General features: G+C 45.0%; 20 protein-coding genes. 12 read left to right on the top strand and 8 right to left on the bottom strand.

Annotation, left to right across the window (positions count from 1 at the left end):
* Position 1: 1 nt before the first annotated feature.
* Genes AM279_RS10760 through AM279_RS10750 form a run of 3 tightly spaced genes read right to left on the bottom strand, consistent with a single transcriptional unit; the run spans position 2 to position 1669 of the window.
* Positions 2-643 carry a hypothetical protein gene (locus tag AM279_RS10760; RefSeq protein WP_054407989.1) on the bottom strand — a complete coding sequence of 214 codons (642 nt, stop codon included), beginning with the start codon at positions 641-643 and terminating at the stop codon, positions 2-4.
* Positions 630-1496 (bottom strand): hypothetical protein, encoded by an 867-nt coding sequence (locus tag AM279_RS10755; RefSeq protein WP_054407987.1) that lies wholly within the window; start codon positions 1494-1496, stop codon positions 630-632. Before AM279_RS10755 ends, AM279_RS10760 begins: the two co-directional genes overlap by 14 nt.
* Positions 1487-1669, bottom strand: a complete 183-nt coding sequence (locus AM279_RS10750) for a hypothetical protein (protein WP_054407985.1) — start codon at positions 1667-1669, stop codon at positions 1487-1489. Before AM279_RS10750 ends, AM279_RS10755 begins: the two co-directional genes overlap by 10 nt.
* Positions 1670-1848: 179 nt before the next feature.
* Here AM279_RS10750 and AM279_RS10745 point away from each other — a divergent pair, with 179 nt between their 5' ends.
* The 4 genes from AM279_RS10745 to AM279_RS10730 all read left to right on the top strand — a co-directional run bounded on the left by AM279_RS10745 (position 1849) and on the right by AM279_RS10730 (position 5448).
* On the top strand, positions 1849-3207 hold the full coding sequence (locus AM279_RS10745; RefSeq protein WP_054407984.1) for a UDP-N-acetylmuramate--L-alanine ligase: 1359 nt from the start codon (positions 1849-1851) through the stop codon (positions 3205-3207).
* A 229-nt stretch (positions 3208-3436) separates the two neighbouring features.
* Positions 3437-4294 (top strand): AraC family transcriptional regulator, encoded by an 858-nt coding sequence (locus tag AM279_RS10740; protein WP_054407983.1) that lies wholly within the window; start codon positions 3437-3439, stop codon positions 4292-4294.
* Between the two features lie 78 nt (positions 4295-4372).
* Entirely contained in the window at positions 4373-5086 is a 714-nt protein-coding gene (locus tag AM279_RS10735) for a siderophore-interacting protein (protein WP_054407981.1), read from the top strand.
* 152 nt (positions 5087-5238) lie between these two features.
* Positions 5239-5448, top strand: a complete 210-nt coding sequence (locus AM279_RS10730; RefSeq protein ID WP_054407979.1) for a hypothetical protein — start codon at positions 5239-5241, stop codon at positions 5446-5448.
* Positions 5449-5609: 161 nt separating this feature from the next.
* On the opposite strand, the gene AM279_RS10725 is transcribed toward AM279_RS10730, so the two are convergent.
* Positions 5610-6632: a family 43 glycosylhydrolase gene (locus AM279_RS10725; protein ID WP_054407978.1), complete on the bottom strand. Its 1023-nt coding sequence runs from the start codon at positions 6630-6632 to the stop codon at positions 5610-5612.
* A gap of 171 nt (positions 6633-6803) precedes the next feature.
* Between AM279_RS10725 and AM279_RS10720 the strand changes: the two genes are divergently transcribed.
* Entirely contained in the window at positions 6804-7883 is a 1080-nt protein-coding gene (locus tag AM279_RS10720; protein ID WP_054407977.1) for a DUF695 domain-containing protein, read from the top strand.
* 314 nt (positions 7884-8197) lie between these two features.
* Here the strand turns inward: AM279_RS10720 and AM279_RS10715 are convergent, their stop codons facing one another.
* Complete coding sequence (locus AM279_RS10715) at positions 8198-8803, bottom strand: DUF1287 domain-containing protein (protein ID WP_074961376.1); 606 nt, start codon at positions 8801-8803, stop codon at positions 8198-8200.
* A 97-nt stretch (positions 8804-8900) separates the two neighbouring features.
* On the opposite strand from AM279_RS10715, the gene radC reads away from it, so the two are divergent.
* A complete protein-coding gene (gene radC, locus AM279_RS10710) occupies positions 8901-9599 on the top strand; it encodes a RadC family protein (RefSeq protein WP_054407975.1) in 699 nt (232 codons plus the stop codon).
* A 107-nt stretch (positions 9600-9706) separates the two neighbouring features.
* On the opposite strand, the gene AM279_RS10705 is transcribed toward radC, so the two are convergent.
* The 3 genes from AM279_RS10705 to AM279_RS10695 all read right to left on the bottom strand — a co-directional run bounded on the left by AM279_RS10705 (position 9707) and on the right by AM279_RS10695 (position 12455).
* The gene (locus AM279_RS10705) at positions 9707-10615 is read right to left on the bottom strand and encodes a helix-turn-helix domain-containing protein (protein ID WP_054407973.1); all 909 of its coding nucleotides are present in this window, start codon (positions 10613-10615) and stop codon (positions 9707-9709) included.
* Between the two features lie 60 nt (positions 10616-10675).
* Positions 10676-11683, bottom strand: coding sequence for an aldo/keto reductase (locus AM279_RS10700; protein ID WP_054407971.1), 1008 nt, complete (start codon positions 11681-11683; stop codon positions 10676-10678).
* 130 nt (positions 11684-11813) lie between these two features.
* Positions 11814-12455, bottom strand: a complete 642-nt coding sequence (locus AM279_RS10695) for an NAD(P)-dependent oxidoreductase (protein WP_054407969.1) — start codon at positions 12453-12455, stop codon at positions 11814-11816.
* A gap of 232 nt (positions 12456-12687) precedes the next feature.
* Between AM279_RS10695 and AM279_RS10690 the strand changes: the two genes are divergently transcribed.
* The 6 genes from AM279_RS10690 (at position 12688) to AM279_RS10665 (ending at position 17072) form a co-directional block, all read left to right on the top strand.
* Positions 12688-13065 carry a hypothetical protein gene (locus AM279_RS10690; RefSeq protein WP_054407967.1) on the top strand — a complete coding sequence of 126 codons (378 nt, stop codon included), beginning with the start codon at positions 12688-12690 and terminating at the stop codon, positions 13063-13065.
* 82 nt (positions 13066-13147) lie between these two features.
* Positions 13148-13774: an ABC transporter ATP-binding protein gene (locus AM279_RS10685; protein WP_054407965.1), complete on the top strand. Its 627-nt coding sequence runs from the start codon at positions 13148-13150 to the stop codon at positions 13772-13774.
* A 2-nt stretch (positions 13775-13776) separates the two neighbouring features.
* Positions 13777-15126 (top strand): ABC transporter permease, encoded by a 1350-nt coding sequence (locus tag AM279_RS10680; protein WP_054407964.1) that lies wholly within the window; start codon positions 13777-13779, stop codon positions 15124-15126.
* Entirely contained in the window at positions 15119-15616 is a 498-nt protein-coding gene (locus AM279_RS10675) for a hypothetical protein (RefSeq protein ID WP_054407962.1), read from the top strand. The genes AM279_RS10680 and AM279_RS10675 overlap by 8 nt, the downstream gene beginning before the upstream one ends.
* Positions 15617-15618: 2 nt before the next feature.
* Positions 15619-16308: a YjjG family noncanonical pyrimidine nucleotidase gene (locus AM279_RS10670; RefSeq protein ID WP_054407960.1), complete on the top strand. Its 690-nt coding sequence runs from the start codon at positions 15619-15621 to the stop codon at positions 16306-16308.
* On the top strand, positions 16308-17072 hold the full coding sequence (locus tag AM279_RS10665) for a hypothetical protein (RefSeq protein WP_054407958.1): 765 nt from the start codon (positions 16308-16310) through the stop codon (positions 17070-17072). Before AM279_RS10670 ends, AM279_RS10665 begins: the two co-directional genes overlap by 1 nt.
* The last annotated feature ends 47 nt before the right edge of the window (positions 17073-17119 follow it).

The raw sequence follows: 17119 nt of genomic DNA, 5'->3' as shown, positions 1-17119 counted from the left end.
ATTAATTTTGGCATTTAGGACTTAACGGAATAATTTGGTGGCCTAAGTGGAGAACAGGACTGCCGTCACTATATTGCGCAGGAGAATTATGTTCTTCAGCCCATATAGTGCCATATATATATTCTCCATCGGAATTCAAATTTCCATTCGAATCTCTATATAGTTCATTAAATGCATCAGTTGTTGTCAAGCCACCCCATGCCATAGCGTTATAATAACTATCAGGTAAGTTATATCCCTTACTCACCCCATATTGTTTCAAGCTATCAGCTATATTTCCAATTAAATGAAACATTATATCGTGTTGAGGTGTACCTGTGATAGGTGTAAACGGATTATATCCGGACGTTATTAACAAATTGCAAAAAGCCTCCATCAATTCTTCATAACTTGAATTTTCAGAGATAGAATTCAAATAACCATTTTGCTTTAAAAAAAACAGCATGGAATGTATACTTTCATGTATGGTTGTTGTTGCTATAGCTAAATCTGTTACTGTATTGAGATAATCATTTTTAAATGTAGTTATATAGGTATAAATAATGTTTCCATCATTATCAGTTATGTAAGGACCTATTTTTGTTGCGGCATTTGCTGCAGGATTATTAGTCGAAGCAACTGTATTATTCCTAATATTGTACATTGTAATAATTATTGCTTTCGAATGAAGTTAGAAAGATTTCACTCAAATAAGAATTGTTATTTATGACATCTTCAATTATTTCCGTTTGACATGGATAATCTCTTTTAAAATTCCTGTCAATTAAAATACTTGGCGGCAAAATTCCTAACTCCTGATCTTCGCCACAAGGGTTTGACGGGTCTACCAGTACGGGTTCACCACCATTTAAGCGAAGGTATCTTGGAGATCTACTAACCAAATACCATCTAACACGGTTTTCATATTCTTCATCGTCTTCCCCATCATTATTTGTATCACTGCCACCTTGCGCTGCCGCACTGACTAATGCAAGGTTTTGTGCCTGCACCAGCGTTTGGTTATAGCTGTAGCCGTATCCGCCGCCTGAGCCACCACCTGATGAACCACCGCCGCCTGATGAACCACCGCCACCGCCGTTTCCGGGTTCACCTTCGCCAGGTACGGGTATAGGGTTATATGGCTCTTCTTCACAAGGAAAACCATCTTCAACATCCAGTACTTCAAATGCTATATGGCCCCTGAAATTGCCAAAATCGGCCTTAAGTTCAAAATAATCATCAGCAAACTGGCCGTCCATGCGGTATTCTAATAATACGGTTTTGCTTTTACCAGATGCGCTGTCGCGTTTCATTATTACATTATAAAAAATATCATCTCCCGTTTGTGGCAGGTTTATGCGGTATGTAAAATTAGTTATACCGTTACGCTGCTTTATTTGGTATACTTCGGTATAATCAATGTAACGCTCAACATCATTTAAAGTCCGGGCTTTAGTAATGTCTGAGTTTACTTTTTTGGCAAGTTTCTCTATACCATTACCTTTTCTTAATACCATTTAAGCTCATCTCTTTTTTGTTGAGCTTCATGTCCGGTAAGTATCCTGTGGCGGGCTTTGTTAGTTAATAAAGTAGTTTGAGGGTTTGTTTCCAGATATTCATCCTGGCATTGAACAAATAAAAATGCTGCCATAACGAGCAGCAGCGGCCGCAGCCGTGTGAGGTACTTCATAGTAAGGAGATTTAAAGGTTTTGTTAAAGATAATTAATTGATTATTAGGGTGTTTTTATAAAACAGGTAATTAACAAAAAATTAGGTTAATTTTAACAAGATTCAGTTTTAGCGGTATAAAACGGTATTTCGTGCCAAATGCTTACTTTTGGCTAACCGCACTAAAAGCGGCTTTACACATGCGCACACATTTTATAGCTATAGGGGGCGCCGCTATGCACAACCTGGCCCTTGCCCTTTTTGATAAAGGATATAACGTTACCGGCAGCGATGATGCCATTTTTGAGCCCAGCCGCACCCGCCTTGATAAAAAAGGCCTGCTGCCCGCTGAGCTGGGGTGGTTCCCCGAAAGGATTACGCCCGATATTGAGGCCGTAATTTTAGGCATGCACGCCAAGGCCGATAACCCGGAGCTGCTGCGTGCGCAGGAGTTGGGGCTGACGATTTACAGCTACCCCGAATTTCTTTACGAGCAAAGCAAAAACAAAACCCGTGTGGTAATAGGCGGCAGCCACGGCAAAACCACCATTACCAGTATGATTCTGCACGTTATGCGCTATAATAATGTGGAGGTTGACTACATGGTGGGCGCGCAGCTGGAAGGCTTTGACAACATGGTGCACCTTACCGAAGACAATGATTTTATTGTGTTGGAAGGCGATGAATACCTGAGCAGCCCAATGGACAGAAGGCCTAAATTTCACCTGTACCAGCCCAATATTGCCCTGATTAGCGGCATTGCGTGGGACCATATTAACGTGTTCCCCACTTATGAAAACTATGTAGAGCAGTTTGAAATTTTCATACAGAAGATAAGCAACGGCGGTATTTTAATCTATAACGAAAACGACCCTGAGGTAAAACGCGTGGCTGAGGCGGCAACGAACCCAATTCGTAAGATTCCGTACAACACACCGGAGTATACCGTGAGCAACGGCACTACGCTGCTGGAAACCCCCGAGGGGCCTATGCCTATTGAAGTTTTCGGTGCACACAACCTGAACAACCTGGCCGGTGCCAAGTGGGTGTGCCAGTGTATGGGCGTTGACGAAGCCGATTTTTACGAAGCCATTGCCACCTTTAAAGGGGCCAGCAAGCGCCTTGAAAAAATTGCTGAAAACGGCCATAACGTAGCCTATAAAGACTTCGCGCATTCGCCCAGCAAGGTGGCGGCTACCACCAGGGCGGTTAAGGAGCAGTACCCAGACCGTACGCTGATTGCCTGCCTGGAGCTGCACACCTACAGCAGCCTTAACGCGGAGTTTCTTAAAGAATACCGTGGTGCGCTTGATGCGGCCGATGTGGCGGTGGTTTTCTACAGCCCCGATGCCGTTAAGATAAAGCAGCTTGAAGAAGTTACCTACGACCAGATTGCCAATGCTTTTAACCGTGAAGACCTGATTATATATACCAACCCGGCAGCCTTTAAGCAATATCTTTATGAACTGAAGTATGACACTAAAGGTGTAGCACTGTTGCTTATGAGCAGCGGCAACTACGGCGGGCTGGATTTTGAGGAGGTGAAGAATTTAATTTAGAAGTCAGAAATTAGAAGTCAGAATGAGCTTCACTCGTTGTTTTAACGGCTGAGTGGATTCCCCTCCCCCGGAGGGGTGCCCGTAGGGTGGGGAGGGTTTTTACGCACTAAAGTCCCACCCCGGCTTCGCCACCCCTCCGTGGGAGGGGAATAGCTTCACTCGCAAGTTCTTAAAGGGTTGAGTAAGCAACTTTAAACTTGAAACCTGAAACTTTGAACAAAAATTAAAAATGTCAAAAAAATCGGCTTCCATACCCGTGCACACCATGCCTAATGAATTTGGGCTGGGCATTGCCATTGCGCGGGCATCGGTTGAAGATTTAGAGGATATTGACGAAATAAACCAGGTACACCGTGATGCCTACCATGTTTTCTTTTTGCAGGAAAAGGGTACATCGCACATTGTGGTCGATTTTCAGGATTACAACCTTACGCCACAGTCCATAGGCTACATACACCCGCTACAGGTGCACCGCGTGGCAGCGCTTGTTGATGTTAAGTTTGTGGCGCTTATGGTTAATACAGAAAACCTTAACCCGGAGTATCTGGCGCTGCTGCAAAGTATTGCGCCTGTTAAGCCCCTTTCTTTATCGGGCGAGGCTTTTGCGCTGCTTATGGAGGCGGCATCGCTTTGCCTGAAACTGTATGAGCGTAAGGACGAAAAGTTATACCAACCGCTGCTTAAAGACAGCTGCAATGCGCTGGTGGGCCTTATTGCTGCCCAGTTTATAGCGCGCCCGCAAACGGCCGAAACACTCCCAAGGTTTGAAGCTGTTACCAAAGCGTTTAAAACGGAAGTTGAGCGCAGTTTCATCTCGCAAAAGCGCCCGGCTTATTATGCGCAAAGCCTTAACATATCTGTACCTTACCTTAACGAATGCGTTAAAAACGCCACCGGCCACCCCGTTACCTACCACATTGCGCAGCGCGTGGCGCTTGAGGCAAAACGCCTTTTGGTACATTCCGGTAAATCGGTTAAAGAAATTGCAGCCGATTTGGGTTATGACGATTATCCTTATTTTTCGCGCCTTTTTGCTAAAACCACCGGTATAACGGCTTTGGAGTTCCGGAGCAAAAACCGCGATTAGTCCAATACTTACTTTTTGCGCGGCATGGTTTGCCTTTTGTATACGGCGTTCATTTGCAGTATCAAAAAACGAACAATTATGCCCAGTGCACCAAAATGGCTGTTTGACGTGGTTGAACGCCTTATGCCAAAACTGCCCCAGCTACAGGTTAGCAGTACAGAAATGCTTTCGCCATCGCTAAAAAAGATACGCCTTGTGGGCGATGTTTCCCTCCTGGATTTCCGCGAAGGCTATTATATGGATTTCCGCGTAACCGATACCGATGTGCGGCGCTACAGCCCTACCTTTATTGATGCCCAAACCGGTATGCTGGAGCTCTTGGTGCACCTGCACGGCAACGGGCCGGGCAATGCGTTTATGGGTGCCCTTAAACCGGGCGATACCGTAGACGTTGCCCAGCCCCGCGGCCATAAGTATTATGACGATTCGGTTGAAAAATATGTGTTTTTTGGCGATGAAACATCGTTGGCGGCGGCCATGTCGTTCTACCGGTCGTTTAAGCACAACGGGCAGCAGTTTCGATTTTACTTTGAGCTGGACGAAGAAAACAAGGGTGTGCCGCAGCTGTTGGGCCTCGAAAACTGCGTGGTGTTGCGTAAAGATGGTTCGTGTACCGACCCGAAACGTATTGGCAGCCTTTCTGTTTTTCAGGATGCAGGGTGGCACGATGCCGTTTTTGTGCTTACGGGCAATGTAAAATCAGTACAGGCATTCCGCAAGGCGTTGAAGGGTGTTGCCAGAGGAAAGGTGCATACCCAGGGTTACTGGCTTGAGGGTAAAAAAGGATTGTAAACTATGGCTTTACGGTGCACGGTATTTTTTAACACAAAGGCCACCAATCCCGATAGCTATCGGGATCACAAAGAGCACAAAGCTTCAAAAATAAAATCATTTTGAAGTCCACAAAGCTTTGTGTTACCCTTGAGTCTAAACTATAATGTAGTATGATTTACGTATTTAAAACTTCGGTTGAAACCGAGAACGACATCCGCAAGCTGGCGCTGTATCTTGACGAACTGCTGCCGGATGCCCGATGGAATTTTGACCTTGACGACTGTGATAATATTTTGCGTATAGACAGCCGAGATGATATTGCCGAACCCGTTATTACGCTGTTGTTGGTTAGCGGCTTTGACTGCGAAGAACTGGAGTAATTTTTTAGGGAATGAGTGGCATTCCCCTCCTCCGGAGGGGTGGCGAAGCTGGGGTGGGATTTATAATATAAAGAAACCACCCCGCCCTACGGGCACCCCACCGGAGGAGGGGAATAGCTACACTCAGCCGCAAAACTGTAAACTGTGACTGAGACTGTAAACTACTTTATCTGAACCACCGGCCAGCCGTTGGCATCCCACTTTAATTCGGTAATGATAAGCTTGCTGGCACCGCCATCGGCAATAGAATAGCCATGTGCTACAAAATACTCTTTACCGTCTATTTTATATACCGAGTTGTGGCCCAGGGCAGCATATTTAACGCCATCGCCTATGGCAATATCGGTGCCGTTGCCGTCTATCATGTCATAGCCAGCCTTGTCCACATAAGGGCCGGTTACTGATTTAGACCTGCCCACCACCACATGGTAGTTGCTGTTTACGCCGCGGCAGCACATATCAAACGAGGCAAAAAGGTAGTAGTAGTCGCCGTGTTTGTATACAAAAGCGCCTTCAATCTGGCTGTCCTGCAGGCCATATTCGTAAGGCTTTTGGGCAGTGGGGCGGCGCGCAATGGTGTGCCATTCTTCGGGGTGGCTAAAGCCTTTCATATCCTTAGTCATCTTTACGGCCTTTAGCCCGTCCCAAAACGACCCAAATACAAACCAGGGCGTACCGGCATCGTCTACAATTACATTCGAATCTATGGCCTGCCACTGGTCGCGCCCCAGCACGCTTTGCACAATCTTGCCCTGGTCGGTCCACTTGTAGTTGGGGCTTTTCTGGTTCAGGGTGGGGCTGGTGGCATGGCCTATAGCCGCATCGGGTTTGCCGGGCGTGGCATTACAGGCATAAAAAATGTGGTATTGCCCCTGGTAAAAAATAACGTCAGGCGCCCAGATATCGCCCTTAAAATGAGGCAAGGCTTCAAGCACCCAGGCAGGTGTGGTTTCAAAAATGGGTTTGCCTTCTGTCCACGTTTTCAGGTCTTTACTGTACATGGTAGCAATGCCGGGGCCGGTGCCAAACACATAAAACGTATCGCCCTCCTTAGCCATAACGGGGTCGTGTATGCCGGGGTTTTTAGGGTTAAACGGCAATACGGGCAGGGTGGGTGGCGGTACTTCCTGGGCAAAAGCGGCACCTGTAGACAGTACAAGTGCGCAAAGTAATTTCTTAAGCATAATTTATAAATGTTTGTTTTACACTTATGCTAAGATATGAAAATTTCAAACGATATAGTTTTTGTTGCAGGTTTAAAGTTTAAAGTATAAAGTTTGAGGTTGGGCTGCGGTGCACAGTTGTAAAGACTGGGGGTATTGTGTATATTAGCCAAAACAAACCTCCTGCCAATCATGAAATTATTTAAACTCTTCAACAACAAAAAAGAAGTAGCAACCATAACAAACTATGCTGATTTTTGGGCCTGGTTTACTAAGCATGAAAAGGATTTTCATAAAGCAACAAATAAACAGGATAATCTTGAGAAGGCCTTTTTTAATAAGCTTCAGCCTCATCTTGAGCAAATTAAAAATGGTATTTGGTTTTTGGTAGGAATGTATGATGACAGTACTGCCGAGCTTATACTTACCGCAGAGGGCGATGCTACAACAATAGCTTTTGTTGAGGAGCTGGTGGCTGCTGCACCTGTATTGCCCGGCTGGCGGTTTACAGCACTTAAGCCTGAATATGGTATTGATAACGCTGCTGTAAATATGGCCGGTTATAGTTTTAATGATGATACCGTTAGTTTTTATGCTAATGAATTACAGGGCTATCCGGATGAGATTGATATTACTATTGTACATAAAGAGTACAGGAATGATAACCATGCAGATATTGCAAAGGGAACTTTTCTGTTTTTAGACCACCTGCTGGGCGAGTTAAATTTTATGGCGCTTATAGATAATATAAGTTTTAAAAGTCCCACCCAGGCTGAGGCAGAGTTGGTGCCTGTTGAAAAACTGAAGTCTTTTTTAATATGGCGCGAGAAAGAATTTGTAGAAAAATACAGTGGTATGCGGCATAATACAGCCGACGACAGTTATAGCGTTTTTGAAGCTGCATTGCAGGATGGTACTTTTGTTATTGCCACCATGAACACAACCCTACTTGATTGGGATGCTAAAGCCTCACACCCATGGATAGCCATTTTGAGCCTTAAATTTGAAGGCACAATGCCAGATGACGAAACAGATGGGCTGCTGCGGGAAATTGAAAATGGGCTTGACGTTGTACTAAAAGACTATGAAGGTTACCTTTACCTGGGGCATGAAACTAATAATGGCCTGCGCGAAATTTATTATGCCTGTAAAGATTTCAGGTTGCCCTCTAAAATGTTTTATGACGTTGAGAAAAAATATAGCAACAGGCTAAAAATATCAGCTGATATTTATAAAGACAAGTACTGGAAATCGTTTAACCGGTTTGTGTAACGTGCCAATTAAAATTCACGATATATCGTGAATTTTTTTTGAAGCGACCAAAATGTTTGCATTTGAAATCGTCAAAAATTTGATTGGTGGCCCTGATGGCATCATGCTAAAATCTAAAAGTGAAAAATTAAAGCTGAAAAATGTGCCGAACTTGTAAATACACAATACAACTTGTAAATATACGATACGTTTTAATGATGCATTTCAAACTCCGAAAGTGAAATATTAAGCTAAAAATTGCATTAAGTATTTCTTATTCAGTTTGTTAAATGTATTTTTTAGTAAGTTACTGTTTATTAAGTAATTATATGGAATTATTTTTTATACCTATAGTGCCCGGTAATTTTCCAGTCGAAGAGGCAGTCGTCAAGATTTTGGCCTGAGCCTATATTGTGCACCACCTTGTAGCGGCCATCGGCACCTTTTTTGTCTACCACAATACCTACATGCGGATGGTTTGCCGGTAGCATCCAGGTTACTATGTCGCCCACCTTGTAGTTTGATGCTTTGGTAGTTATGGCCATGCTTTCGCCTTTTCGGGTAAAGAAAACCTGTAGGTTGGGCACCCGGCGGTGGTCAATATTTGTATCCGGAGCCTTTAAGCCCCAGGCTTTTGGGTATTTAGAGAAGTTAGCTGCCATATCTTCATGTACTTCCTTTTGCAGGTCGATGTTCAGGGCACGGTAAGCCCTGATAATCACATCGGTACATACGCCTTTACCTTTAGGAACGTCGCCATTTGGGTAGGGGATTTTATAGTAGGTAGGGTCGTACTCCACCTCATTTTCAGTGAGTTGCAGGGCGGCATCGCTTAGCTTTCCGTAGAAGTCTTTTTCAGGTGCAGGTGCTTGGTTATCAGCTATGTTGGCGGTGGGAGATTGGGCGCATGCCAGGAGGAAAAGGAGTAACAGGTATTTCATAAGTGGTTGGTTTATAGGGCTAACGTACAGAAGTTGGCCCATATTGCCTTACCGATGCGAAAATTGCCTATTTTAGTACCCAACCAATCTAACATTCATGGAAGACACACAGGGCAATTTCTCCATAAAGTACTGGGCTGAAGACGATAAGCCCCGCGAAAAACTGATGCTAAAGGGCAAGGCCGCACTTAGCGATGCCGAGCTGATAGCTATCCTCATTGGTTCCGGCAGCCGTAACGAAAGCGCTGTTGAACTGAGTAAACGCATACTGAAAAGTGTTGATAATAAGCTAAATGCGCTGGGTAAACTGAGCCACAAACAGCTTATGGGCTTTAAAGGCATAGGCGAGGCCAAGGCCGTTACTATTGCCGCCGCCATGGAGCTTGGCCGCCGCCGCAGGGAAGAGGAAGGTGTTGATTTAAAGCAGATTACCTCAAGCAAGGCGGTGTTTGATATCATGCAGCCCATTATTGGCGAACTGCCCCACGAGGAGTTCTGGATCATCTATCTAAACAACTCTAACAAAGTGATTTACAAGGCGCAGCTGAGTAAAGGTGGGCTTACCGGTACAGTGGTAGATGCCCGTTTGGTATTTAAAACAGCACTGGAACACAATGCAGTAGGTATCATTTTATCGCACAACCACCCATCGGGAGCACTGAATGCCAGCGATGCCGACCGCCAGATTACCCGCCAGCTTAAAATGGCCGGACAAGCCTTGGATATCAAGGTACTGGATCATGTGATTATAACCGAAAAAGCGTATATGAGCTTTGCCGATGAGGGGATTTTGTAGCTGGCTTTCAGCAATTAGCCTTCAGCTGTCAGCTATTTATAAGCTTCAAAATGTTGTAATTAACATGAAATCTAATCGCTGAAAGCTAACAGCTAACAAGCTGACCGCTAATTAAACTGTTTCCTGTACTCCAGCGGGCTTATGTTTTCTTTGGCTTTAAACAGCTTACTGAATGATTGGGGATGCTCAAACCCCAGGCGGTAGGCTATTTCGCTAACCGTGAGTGGGGTGGTGCTTAGTATTTCTTTGGCCTTGTCTATCAGCTTGTTGTGTATGTGCTGCTGGGCGCTTTGGCCTGTGTGGGCACGCAGCATATCGCTAAGGTAACCGGGTGATACGTTAAGGTGGTCGGCTAAATCCTTAACCCTTGGCAAGCACGGGTCGGTGCCGTTAAAATGATCGGTAAGCAATTGTTCAAGATTGGCAATCAGGGTGTTATTGGCAATCTTTCGGGTAATAAACTGCCGGTTGTAAAAGCGGTTACTGTAGGTAAGCAGCAGCTCAATCTGGGCCACCATAACATCCTGGCTGTACTGGTCTATGGGCTGTTTGTATTCTTTTTCAATGCTCAGCATCAGGTTGTTAACCATGGTTTCCTCAGCGTCAGAAAGGTGCAGTGCCTCGTGTGTGGCATACGAAAAGAACCCACAATCCTTAATATTCCTGTCCAGGGCATATCCCCTTAAAAAATCAGGGTGAAATACCAGCCACATGCCGTTAACGCGCACATCGCTGCCCTGGGTGCTAATTACCTGGCCAGGAGCGAAAAAGGTCATAATACCATTGTCAAAATCATAGTAATTTTGGCCATATTTCATCTTGCCGTTAAAATCGCGCTTGGTGCAAATAGAGTAAAAATTGTATAACAGGCTGGTAACCTGGTCGTCTATAACGCAGGGCACATCGCTCAGGTTAATCACGCTAACCAGCGGATGCAGCGGTTGCGGTAGTCCCAGCAGGCGGTGAACATCTGATATTGAGTCGAGTACAACGTGTGTGGATACAGTTTTTTTCATAACATAAAGATAAGCAGGAAAAGCCACCTATGCGATGGCTTTTCTGCAATTGTTTTAAAATTAAAGGTTTACAAGCGTCATGCCCCAGTCGTTATAGCGCTGTCCGGTATCGGTCCCAAGAGGTATAATGCTTTCCAGCTTCTCGATTTCGGCAGGAGATAGTACAATATCCGCAGCTTCAATGTTTTGCTCCAGGTATTTAATTCGTTTTGTACCGGGAATGGGCACAAAACCTTTATTAACTGTCCATGCAATGGCCAGTTGCGATGCTGTAATTCCTTTATCTTTAGCGAGTTGGTTAATGGCTTCAACAAGCTCAAGGTTTTTGTAAAACTGCTCGCCCTGAAACTTAGGTATGGTACGGCGGAAATCGTCTTCCGGTAAATCATCAGGGCTTTTCAGATCACCCGAAAGGAAGCCCCTGCCCAGTGGCGAATAGGGTACAAAACCGATACCCAGCTCTTTAACCGTGTCAAGAATTCCGGCCTCCTCTACACTGCGTTCAAATAGCGAATACTCTGATTGCAGGGCACTTATGGGATGGGTGGCATGTGCACGGCGAATGGTTTCACTTGCTACTTCGCTAAGGCCAAGATAGCGTACCTTGCCTTCTTTAACCAAATCGGCCATGGCGCCAACAGTCTCTTCTACAGGTACTTCGGGGTCAAGACGGTGCATGTAGTACAGGTCTATATAATCAGTGCCCAGGTTTTTAAGAGATCGTTCAGCGGCCTTTTTTACATACTCCGGCCTACCGTTAATGCGCCATGTAATTTGCTCATTGTCATCAATTTCCCAGGCAAATTTAGTGGCTATAGTATAGCTGGTGCGATTACCGGCAATGGCTTTGGCTACCAGTCGCTCGTTAAGTAGCGGGCCATACAGGTCGGCCGTATCCAGGAAGTTACCGCCCAGCTCCAACGAACGGTGTATGGTGGTAATCGACTCATTTTCATTGGCTTTGCCATAAATATCGGCCCCGGCAATGGGCGACATACCCATGCACCCCAGGCCTACAGCAGGCACTACAAGGCCCTGGTTTCCTAAGTTTATTTTTTTGATGCTCATAAATAGTATTTTAATGATGTGATAATTGAACACTACAAAGTTCGCAGGATTTACCGGTTTGGGTTGTATCCAAATTGCGGAGGGTTGTATCCAAAACAAATACCAGCCCATTTCAGGGGCTGGCTTCAGGTTACTTATCTGCTATAAACGGGGCCTTCCCCGCAAAGCCATCCTCCTCAATCTGGTTTATTAAAAACCGGGCCAGGCTTGTGGCGCTTATGGCGTTCCCCGGGCAATCGGTCAGGCTAATGCTGATTTCCGGTTGGGCATCGGTAAGGGCAATCATCGGCAGGCGCACCATGGTCCAGCTTACATTGCTCTCGGCCAGTAGGGTGTATTCCTCCTGCCGGTTGTGGCTACTGGTAGGGTAGTTGGTATACATCCACCTGGTGGCGGCTTTTGCAGCCGGGCCTTTGGCATCGCCGGGTGCATCTACGTTAAGGCCCGCAATAACAATGTAGCGGCTAATGCCTGTATTGTGCATGGCTTTAAGTATATGGGCCGTAGCCCGGCTAAAAATAGTGTGCTCACTTTGTGGTATGCCTATACCTAATGTGCTTATAACCGCATTGCAGCCCGAAATGGTTTTTAAAACAGCATCATAATCTGTCACATTTCCTGTAATAATTTCAGCTAATGGGTTTGAAAAGGCAACACGCTCTGGGTTGCGTACAAGCATTTTAACGTGGTAGCCTTTGTGTAATAGTGCTTTAACCAGGTAAGTGCCTGATTTTCCGGTGCCGCCTATAACGGCAATTGTATGAGTATTCATGATTTTTCTTTATAAAATATGCAATAAAAAGTTATGCGGCATTTGCCGCGGGCAGGTTACTGCCAAATTGCTGATATTTTATAAAACCATTAAGATGTTATAAAAGTAGCTTATTTTGCGATTTTTTTGTAACATAGCGTTAAATTTTTAAGGAAAGTTTATATTAGCGCTGTGTTAATGTGTGCACAACGTGCCTGCTAAACGCCGTAAATTTGTATAAAAAAGAATTGCGATGGACAATTATACCGTAACCTTTTACTGCCGGGATTGCATAAACGTCCCGCAGGAAGAAAATGTGAGACAGGACAAGGTTTGCGGTGAAGTGTTAGATAAATTGTTGCAGCATAAGCTGGAACTGGTTGATTTTAACCTTACTGAAAACTACGATACCTATCCTGACAGCCACAAAAAGTCGAGCACGCTTCGAACTATAATTGAAATAAAGCTCGACCTGACCCGTGCCGACCTTGCCAGCCGCGAGGCCATTTACAACAAATGCCTGTATGCCATGCTGCAAAACAAGCTATACCTTAGCAAAGATGCACAGGCGGGGCACAATGGGCAGGAAAGACAACTACTGGTGTTTGATATGAAGCACCAGGCTGCATAAGCCGCACAGTTTTTAACTGCCTGCGGCTTTTATTTTCCTGCACCTTTTAGTAACTTGCAGCAAATATTTTCGACATATTTGTATGATACATACTAAAAGCCTCCATTTTTCGTATGGAAAAGGCACCGATTTCAATTTTCCGGATATAACGGCATCATCGGGCGACAGCCTGCTTATTACAGGTGGTTCAGGACGCGGAAAAACCACGCTGCTGCACCTTTTGGGTGGCCTTTTGCGCCCGCAAAGCGGCCAGGTGGTTGTAGAAGGTACTGATATTGCCACACTTTCAGAAAAAAAACTCGATACATTTCGCGGTAAAAATATAGGGCTGGTGTTGCAGCAAAACTACTTTGTGGCATCGCTCAGCGTGCTCGAAAACGTGGTGCTTGCCTCATGGCTGGCTACCGGCAAACAGGCCGAAACCAAAGCTAAAGAGCTGTTGGAGCAGTTAGGGCTTAAAGGCCAGGAGCACAAACTACCATCGCAACTCAGTATTGGCCAGCAGCAGCGCGTTAGCATAGCGCGTGCGCTTATTAACGAGCCCAAACTGTTGCTAGCCGATGAACCCACCAGCAGCCTTGACGACGAAAATGCCTACACCGTAGCCGATATGCTTAGCGGCCTTGCAAAGCAGTTTGGCACCGCGCTGGTTATTGTAACACACGACCAAAGGCTTAAAGACCGTTTCCCTAACCAAATATCGCTGTAAACATGATTACTAAAATAGCCTGGAAAAACATTTGGTTTAAGCCGCTAAATACGGTACTGAGCATTATACTGCTTACCTCAAGCGTAGCCATTATAACCCTGCTTATACTCCTTGAAAACCAGTTTGAACGTAAATTTAACGATAATATAGATGGTATAGACCTGGTGCTTGGTGCACAGGGCAGCCCGCTTCAGCTTATACTGTCATCAGTATACCAGGTAGATGCGCCTACAGGCAATATTGATTATGCCGAGGCCAAAACCTGGATGAAAAACCCGTTGGTAAAAAAAGCCATACCGCTTGCCTTTGGCGATAACTACCGCGGATTTAAAATAGTAGGCACCACGCCTGATTATCTTACCCATTATGGCGCTAAAATGCAGCAGGGTAAAGTGTTCAGTAAAAATTTTGAAGTAGTGGTAGGCAGTACGGTTGCCCAAAAAATGGGGCTTAAGCTGGGCGATACATTTTTTGGTTCGCATGGCGATTCGTCTGAAGGCGAAGTGCACGAAGACCACGCTTATATTGTTACCGGCATTGCTGCTGAAACCGGTAAGGTGGCAGATAACGTGATACTGTGCAACATACCCAGCGTGTGGGCCATGCACGAAGGCCACGACCACAACCACGAGGGCGAAGAATCCCATGATCATGAAGATCACGACCATGATCACGAAGCCCACGCAGGCGAGGAAGCCCACAACCATGAGGAGTATGACCACGACCATGATGCCCATGCAGGCGAAGAGGCCCATAACCATGAGGAACACGACCATGACCATGAAACCGTTATAAGCGAGGAAGGTAAAGAAATCACTGCCGTTATCCTTAAAATGCGCAACCCTATGTCGGTATTGGTGTGGCAGAACATGATACCCATGAACACTAAAATGCAGGCTGCCTCTCCCGGCAGGGAAATAAACAGGTTGTTCAGCCTGTTTGGTATTGGACTCGATGCCCTGCAATACCTGGCCTATGGCATAATGCTCATTTCGGGCATTAGCATATTTATTGCGCTGTACAACACACTAAAAGAACGTAAATACGAATTTGCCCTTTTACGCGTTAATGGGGCAAGCCGCCTGCAGCTGCTGATGCTGGTGCTTATAGAAAGCCTGCTGCTGTGCATAACCGGGTTTATTTTCGGCACGGTTGTTGGCAGGATTGCATTAAGCCTCATATCGGGCTCAAGCGAAACAGAGTTTAAGATATCATTTAACCCGCTTGAGTTTGTGTGGGAAAAGGAAGGATATTTGCTGGGGCTCACTATCTTTGTAGGGATTTTAGCTGCGGTAATCCCGGCGGTTAAGGCCTATAGTTTAAACATATCAAAAACACTTGCAAATGCGTAAGACATTTTTAATAGCATTAGTACTCTTATCAGGATTTTTACTGGCTTCTTTAGGGTTGCCACAAACACAATATGCGCCAAAAACCACTGCACATACTTTACATACGGCCACAGTAGCCGATACCCTTACCTGGAAACTGCTGGGGCAAATTAAGTATGTAAAAAAACCAAGCGATGATTACCCGGAAGGGGTTATGTATCCGGTGGTTAATACCTCGCTTAAAGGCAAGCAGGGCAAAACCATTGTTATGAGCGGCTTTATAATACCTATAGATAATAAAAGCTACGCTCTGAGCAAAAACGTATTTGCATCGTGCTTTTTTTGCGGACAGGCAGGCCCTGAAACCATTATGGGTATAAAATTTAAAAACAACGGCACCAAGCTAAAGACAGACCAGTATGTTACCCTTACCGGTACCTTCCGTTACAACGATAATGATGTAGATGACTGGATTTACCATATAGAAAATGCCGTGGTGGTAAGCAAATAATCATGAAGCTAAGTAATAAAAAAGCCGTTTTTTTTGACCTCGACCACACCCTGTGGGACTTTGAGAAAAACTCTGCGCTGGCTTTTGAATATATATTAAATAAAAACAGCGTTCCGGTAGACCTTGCTAAATTTATAGAACTCCATGTGCCTATAAATGCCGGTTACTGGAAACTTTTTCGCGACGGCCACATAACACAGCAGCAATTGCGCTATGGCAGGCTTAAAGATGTGTTTAATGCACTGGAGGTTACGGTAACCGATGAGCTTATTTTTAAACTTTCTGAAGAATACATCGCAACCCTTCCCACTAATAACCATCTATATGAAGGTGCCATAGAAGTGCTGGACTACCTAAAGCCTAAGTACAGCCTGCATATTATTACAAACGGGTTTCATACAGTGCAGGAGGGCAAAATAAAAAACGCTAACCTGGGCCATTATTTTGATACCATAACAAACTCTGACCTGGCCGGGTGCAAAAAGCCGCATCGCGATATTTTTGAATATGCCCTGCGCGTTTCGGGAGCTGAAAGGGAACAGAGTGTAATGATAGGCGATTGTATTGAGGCCGATGTGCAGGGTGCGCTTAACTGTGGCATAGACGCTATTTATTTTAATGAGCATGGCCTTGAGGCTGAAGCTTCGGTTATACAGGTGGGCCACCTGCTCGAACTTAAGAATTTACTGTAATGAAAAAAATACTTGCCTTTGCGGCCCTTTTATTTTCAGGTTTGTCTTTTGCGCAAAGCGCAGATATTAATGATTATAAATATGTTATAATCCCTGAAAAGTTTGAATTTTTAAAGGAGCCTAATAAATATAACCTGAACCAGCTTACCAAAATGCTTTTTGAAAAGCAGGGGTTTGAGGTGTATTACCCTAACGAGTCGCTACCGCAGGACCTTAATGCCAATAAGTGCAGGGCTTTGTATGGCAGCCTTGAAGATGAATCGGGCATGCTGAGTACATCGCTGGAAATTATTTTGAAAGATTGCAGCGGTAAAGAACTGTACCGTTCTGCAAAAGGGAAAAGCAAGCAAAAAGACTTCCAGAAGGGCTATTATGAGTCGCTTAGGAATGCCTCGGCAGATATGCAGGCTAACCTTAATTATAAGTATACAGGCAAAGACCCAATGGGTGCCGCGCTTGCCTCTCAGCAAACACCTACGCCACAGGCTGCACCAAAGCCCGCCGAACCTGCCCCCGTTGCCGCACAGCCACAGCAGGTTGTTAATGAGGCTACCCTGTTTGCACAACCCATTACAAACGGCTACCAGCTTGTAGACAGCACACCAAAGGTGGTGCTTAAAATATATAAAACCTCCCAGGCTGATTCTTACACGGCCATGGGCGATGGCAAAAATGGTGTAGTCTTTAAAAAAGGCAACGAATGGTTTTTTGAATACTACCAAGACGATAACCTTGTAAGCGAAAAACTGGATATAAAGTTTTAGTCAAAAGTCGAGTGTCATAAAGTTTAAACCACATCTAAGAGTGTGGT

Source organism: Flavobacterium akiainvivens (genome assembly GCF_001278115.1).
Taxonomy (GTDB): domain Bacteria; phylum Bacteroidota; class Bacteroidia; order Flavobacteriales; family Flavobacteriaceae; genus Flavobacterium; species Flavobacterium akiainvivens.
This window is presented reverse-complemented; position numbering and strand designations above follow the sequence as displayed.

Bases quoted from the DNA above. Each gene is read 5' to 3' on its own strand.
- AM279_RS10760 (WP_054407989.1), bottom strand. From the start codon at position 643: ATGTACAATATTAGGAATAATACAGTTGCTTCGACTAATAATCCTGCA.
- AM279_RS10755 (WP_054407987.1), bottom strand. From the start codon at position 1,496: ATGGTATTAAGAAAAGGTAATGGTATAGAGAAACTTGCCAAAAAAGTA.
- AM279_RS10750 (WP_054407985.1), bottom strand. From the start codon at position 1,669: ATGAAGTACCTCACACGGCTGCGGCCGCTGCTGCTCGTTATGGCAGCA.
- AM279_RS10745 (WP_054407984.1), top strand. From the start codon at position 1,849: ATGCGCACACATTTTATAGCTATAGGGGGCGCCGCTATGCACAACCTG.
- AM279_RS10740 (WP_054407983.1), top strand. From the start codon at position 3,437: ATGTCAAAAAAATCGGCTTCCATACCCGTGCACACCATGCCTAATGAA.
- AM279_RS10735 (WP_054407981.1), top strand. From the start codon at position 4,373: ATGCCCAGTGCACCAAAATGGCTGTTTGACGTGGTTGAACGCCTTATG.
- AM279_RS10730 (WP_054407979.1), top strand. From the start codon at position 5,239: ATGATTTACGTATTTAAAACTTCGGTTGAAACCGAGAACGACATCCGC.
- AM279_RS10725 (WP_054407978.1), bottom strand. From the start codon at position 6,632: ATGCTTAAGAAATTACTTTGCGCACTTGTACTGTCTACAGGTGCCGCT.
- AM279_RS10720 (WP_054407977.1), top strand. From the start codon at position 6,804: ATGAAATTATTTAAACTCTTCAACAACAAAAAAGAAGTAGCAACCATA.
- AM279_RS10715 (WP_074961376.1), bottom strand. From the start codon at position 8,803: ATGAAATACCTGTTACTCCTTTTCCTCCTGGCATGCGCCCAATCTCCC.
- radC (WP_054407975.1), top strand. From the start codon at position 8,901: ATGGAAGACACACAGGGCAATTTCTCCATAAAGTACTGGGCTGAAGAC.
- AM279_RS10705 (WP_054407973.1), bottom strand. From the start codon at position 10,615: ATGAAAAAAACTGTATCCACACACGTTGTACTCGACTCAATATCAGAT.
- AM279_RS10700 (WP_054407971.1), bottom strand. From the start codon at position 11,683: ATGAGCATCAAAAAAATAAACTTAGGAAACCAGGGCCTTGTAGTGCCT.
- AM279_RS10695 (WP_054407969.1), bottom strand. From the start codon at position 12,455: ATGAATACTCATACAATTGCCGTTATAGGCGGCACCGGAAAATCAGGC.
- AM279_RS10690 (WP_054407967.1), top strand. From the start codon at position 12,688: ATGGACAATTATACCGTAACCTTTTACTGCCGGGATTGCATAAACGTC.
- AM279_RS10685 (WP_054407965.1), top strand. From the start codon at position 13,148: ATGATACATACTAAAAGCCTCCATTTTTCGTATGGAAAAGGCACCGAT.
- AM279_RS10680 (WP_054407964.1), top strand. From the start codon at position 13,777: ATGATTACTAAAATAGCCTGGAAAAACATTTGGTTTAAGCCGCTAAAT.
- AM279_RS10675 (WP_054407962.1), top strand. From the start codon at position 15,119: ATGCGTAAGACATTTTTAATAGCATTAGTACTCTTATCAGGATTTTTA.
- AM279_RS10670 (WP_054407960.1), top strand. From the start codon at position 15,619: ATGAAGCTAAGTAATAAAAAAGCCGTTTTTTTTGACCTCGACCACACC.
- AM279_RS10665 (WP_054407958.1), top strand. From the start codon at position 16,308: ATGAAAAAAATACTTGCCTTTGCGGCCCTTTTATTTTCAGGTTTGTCT.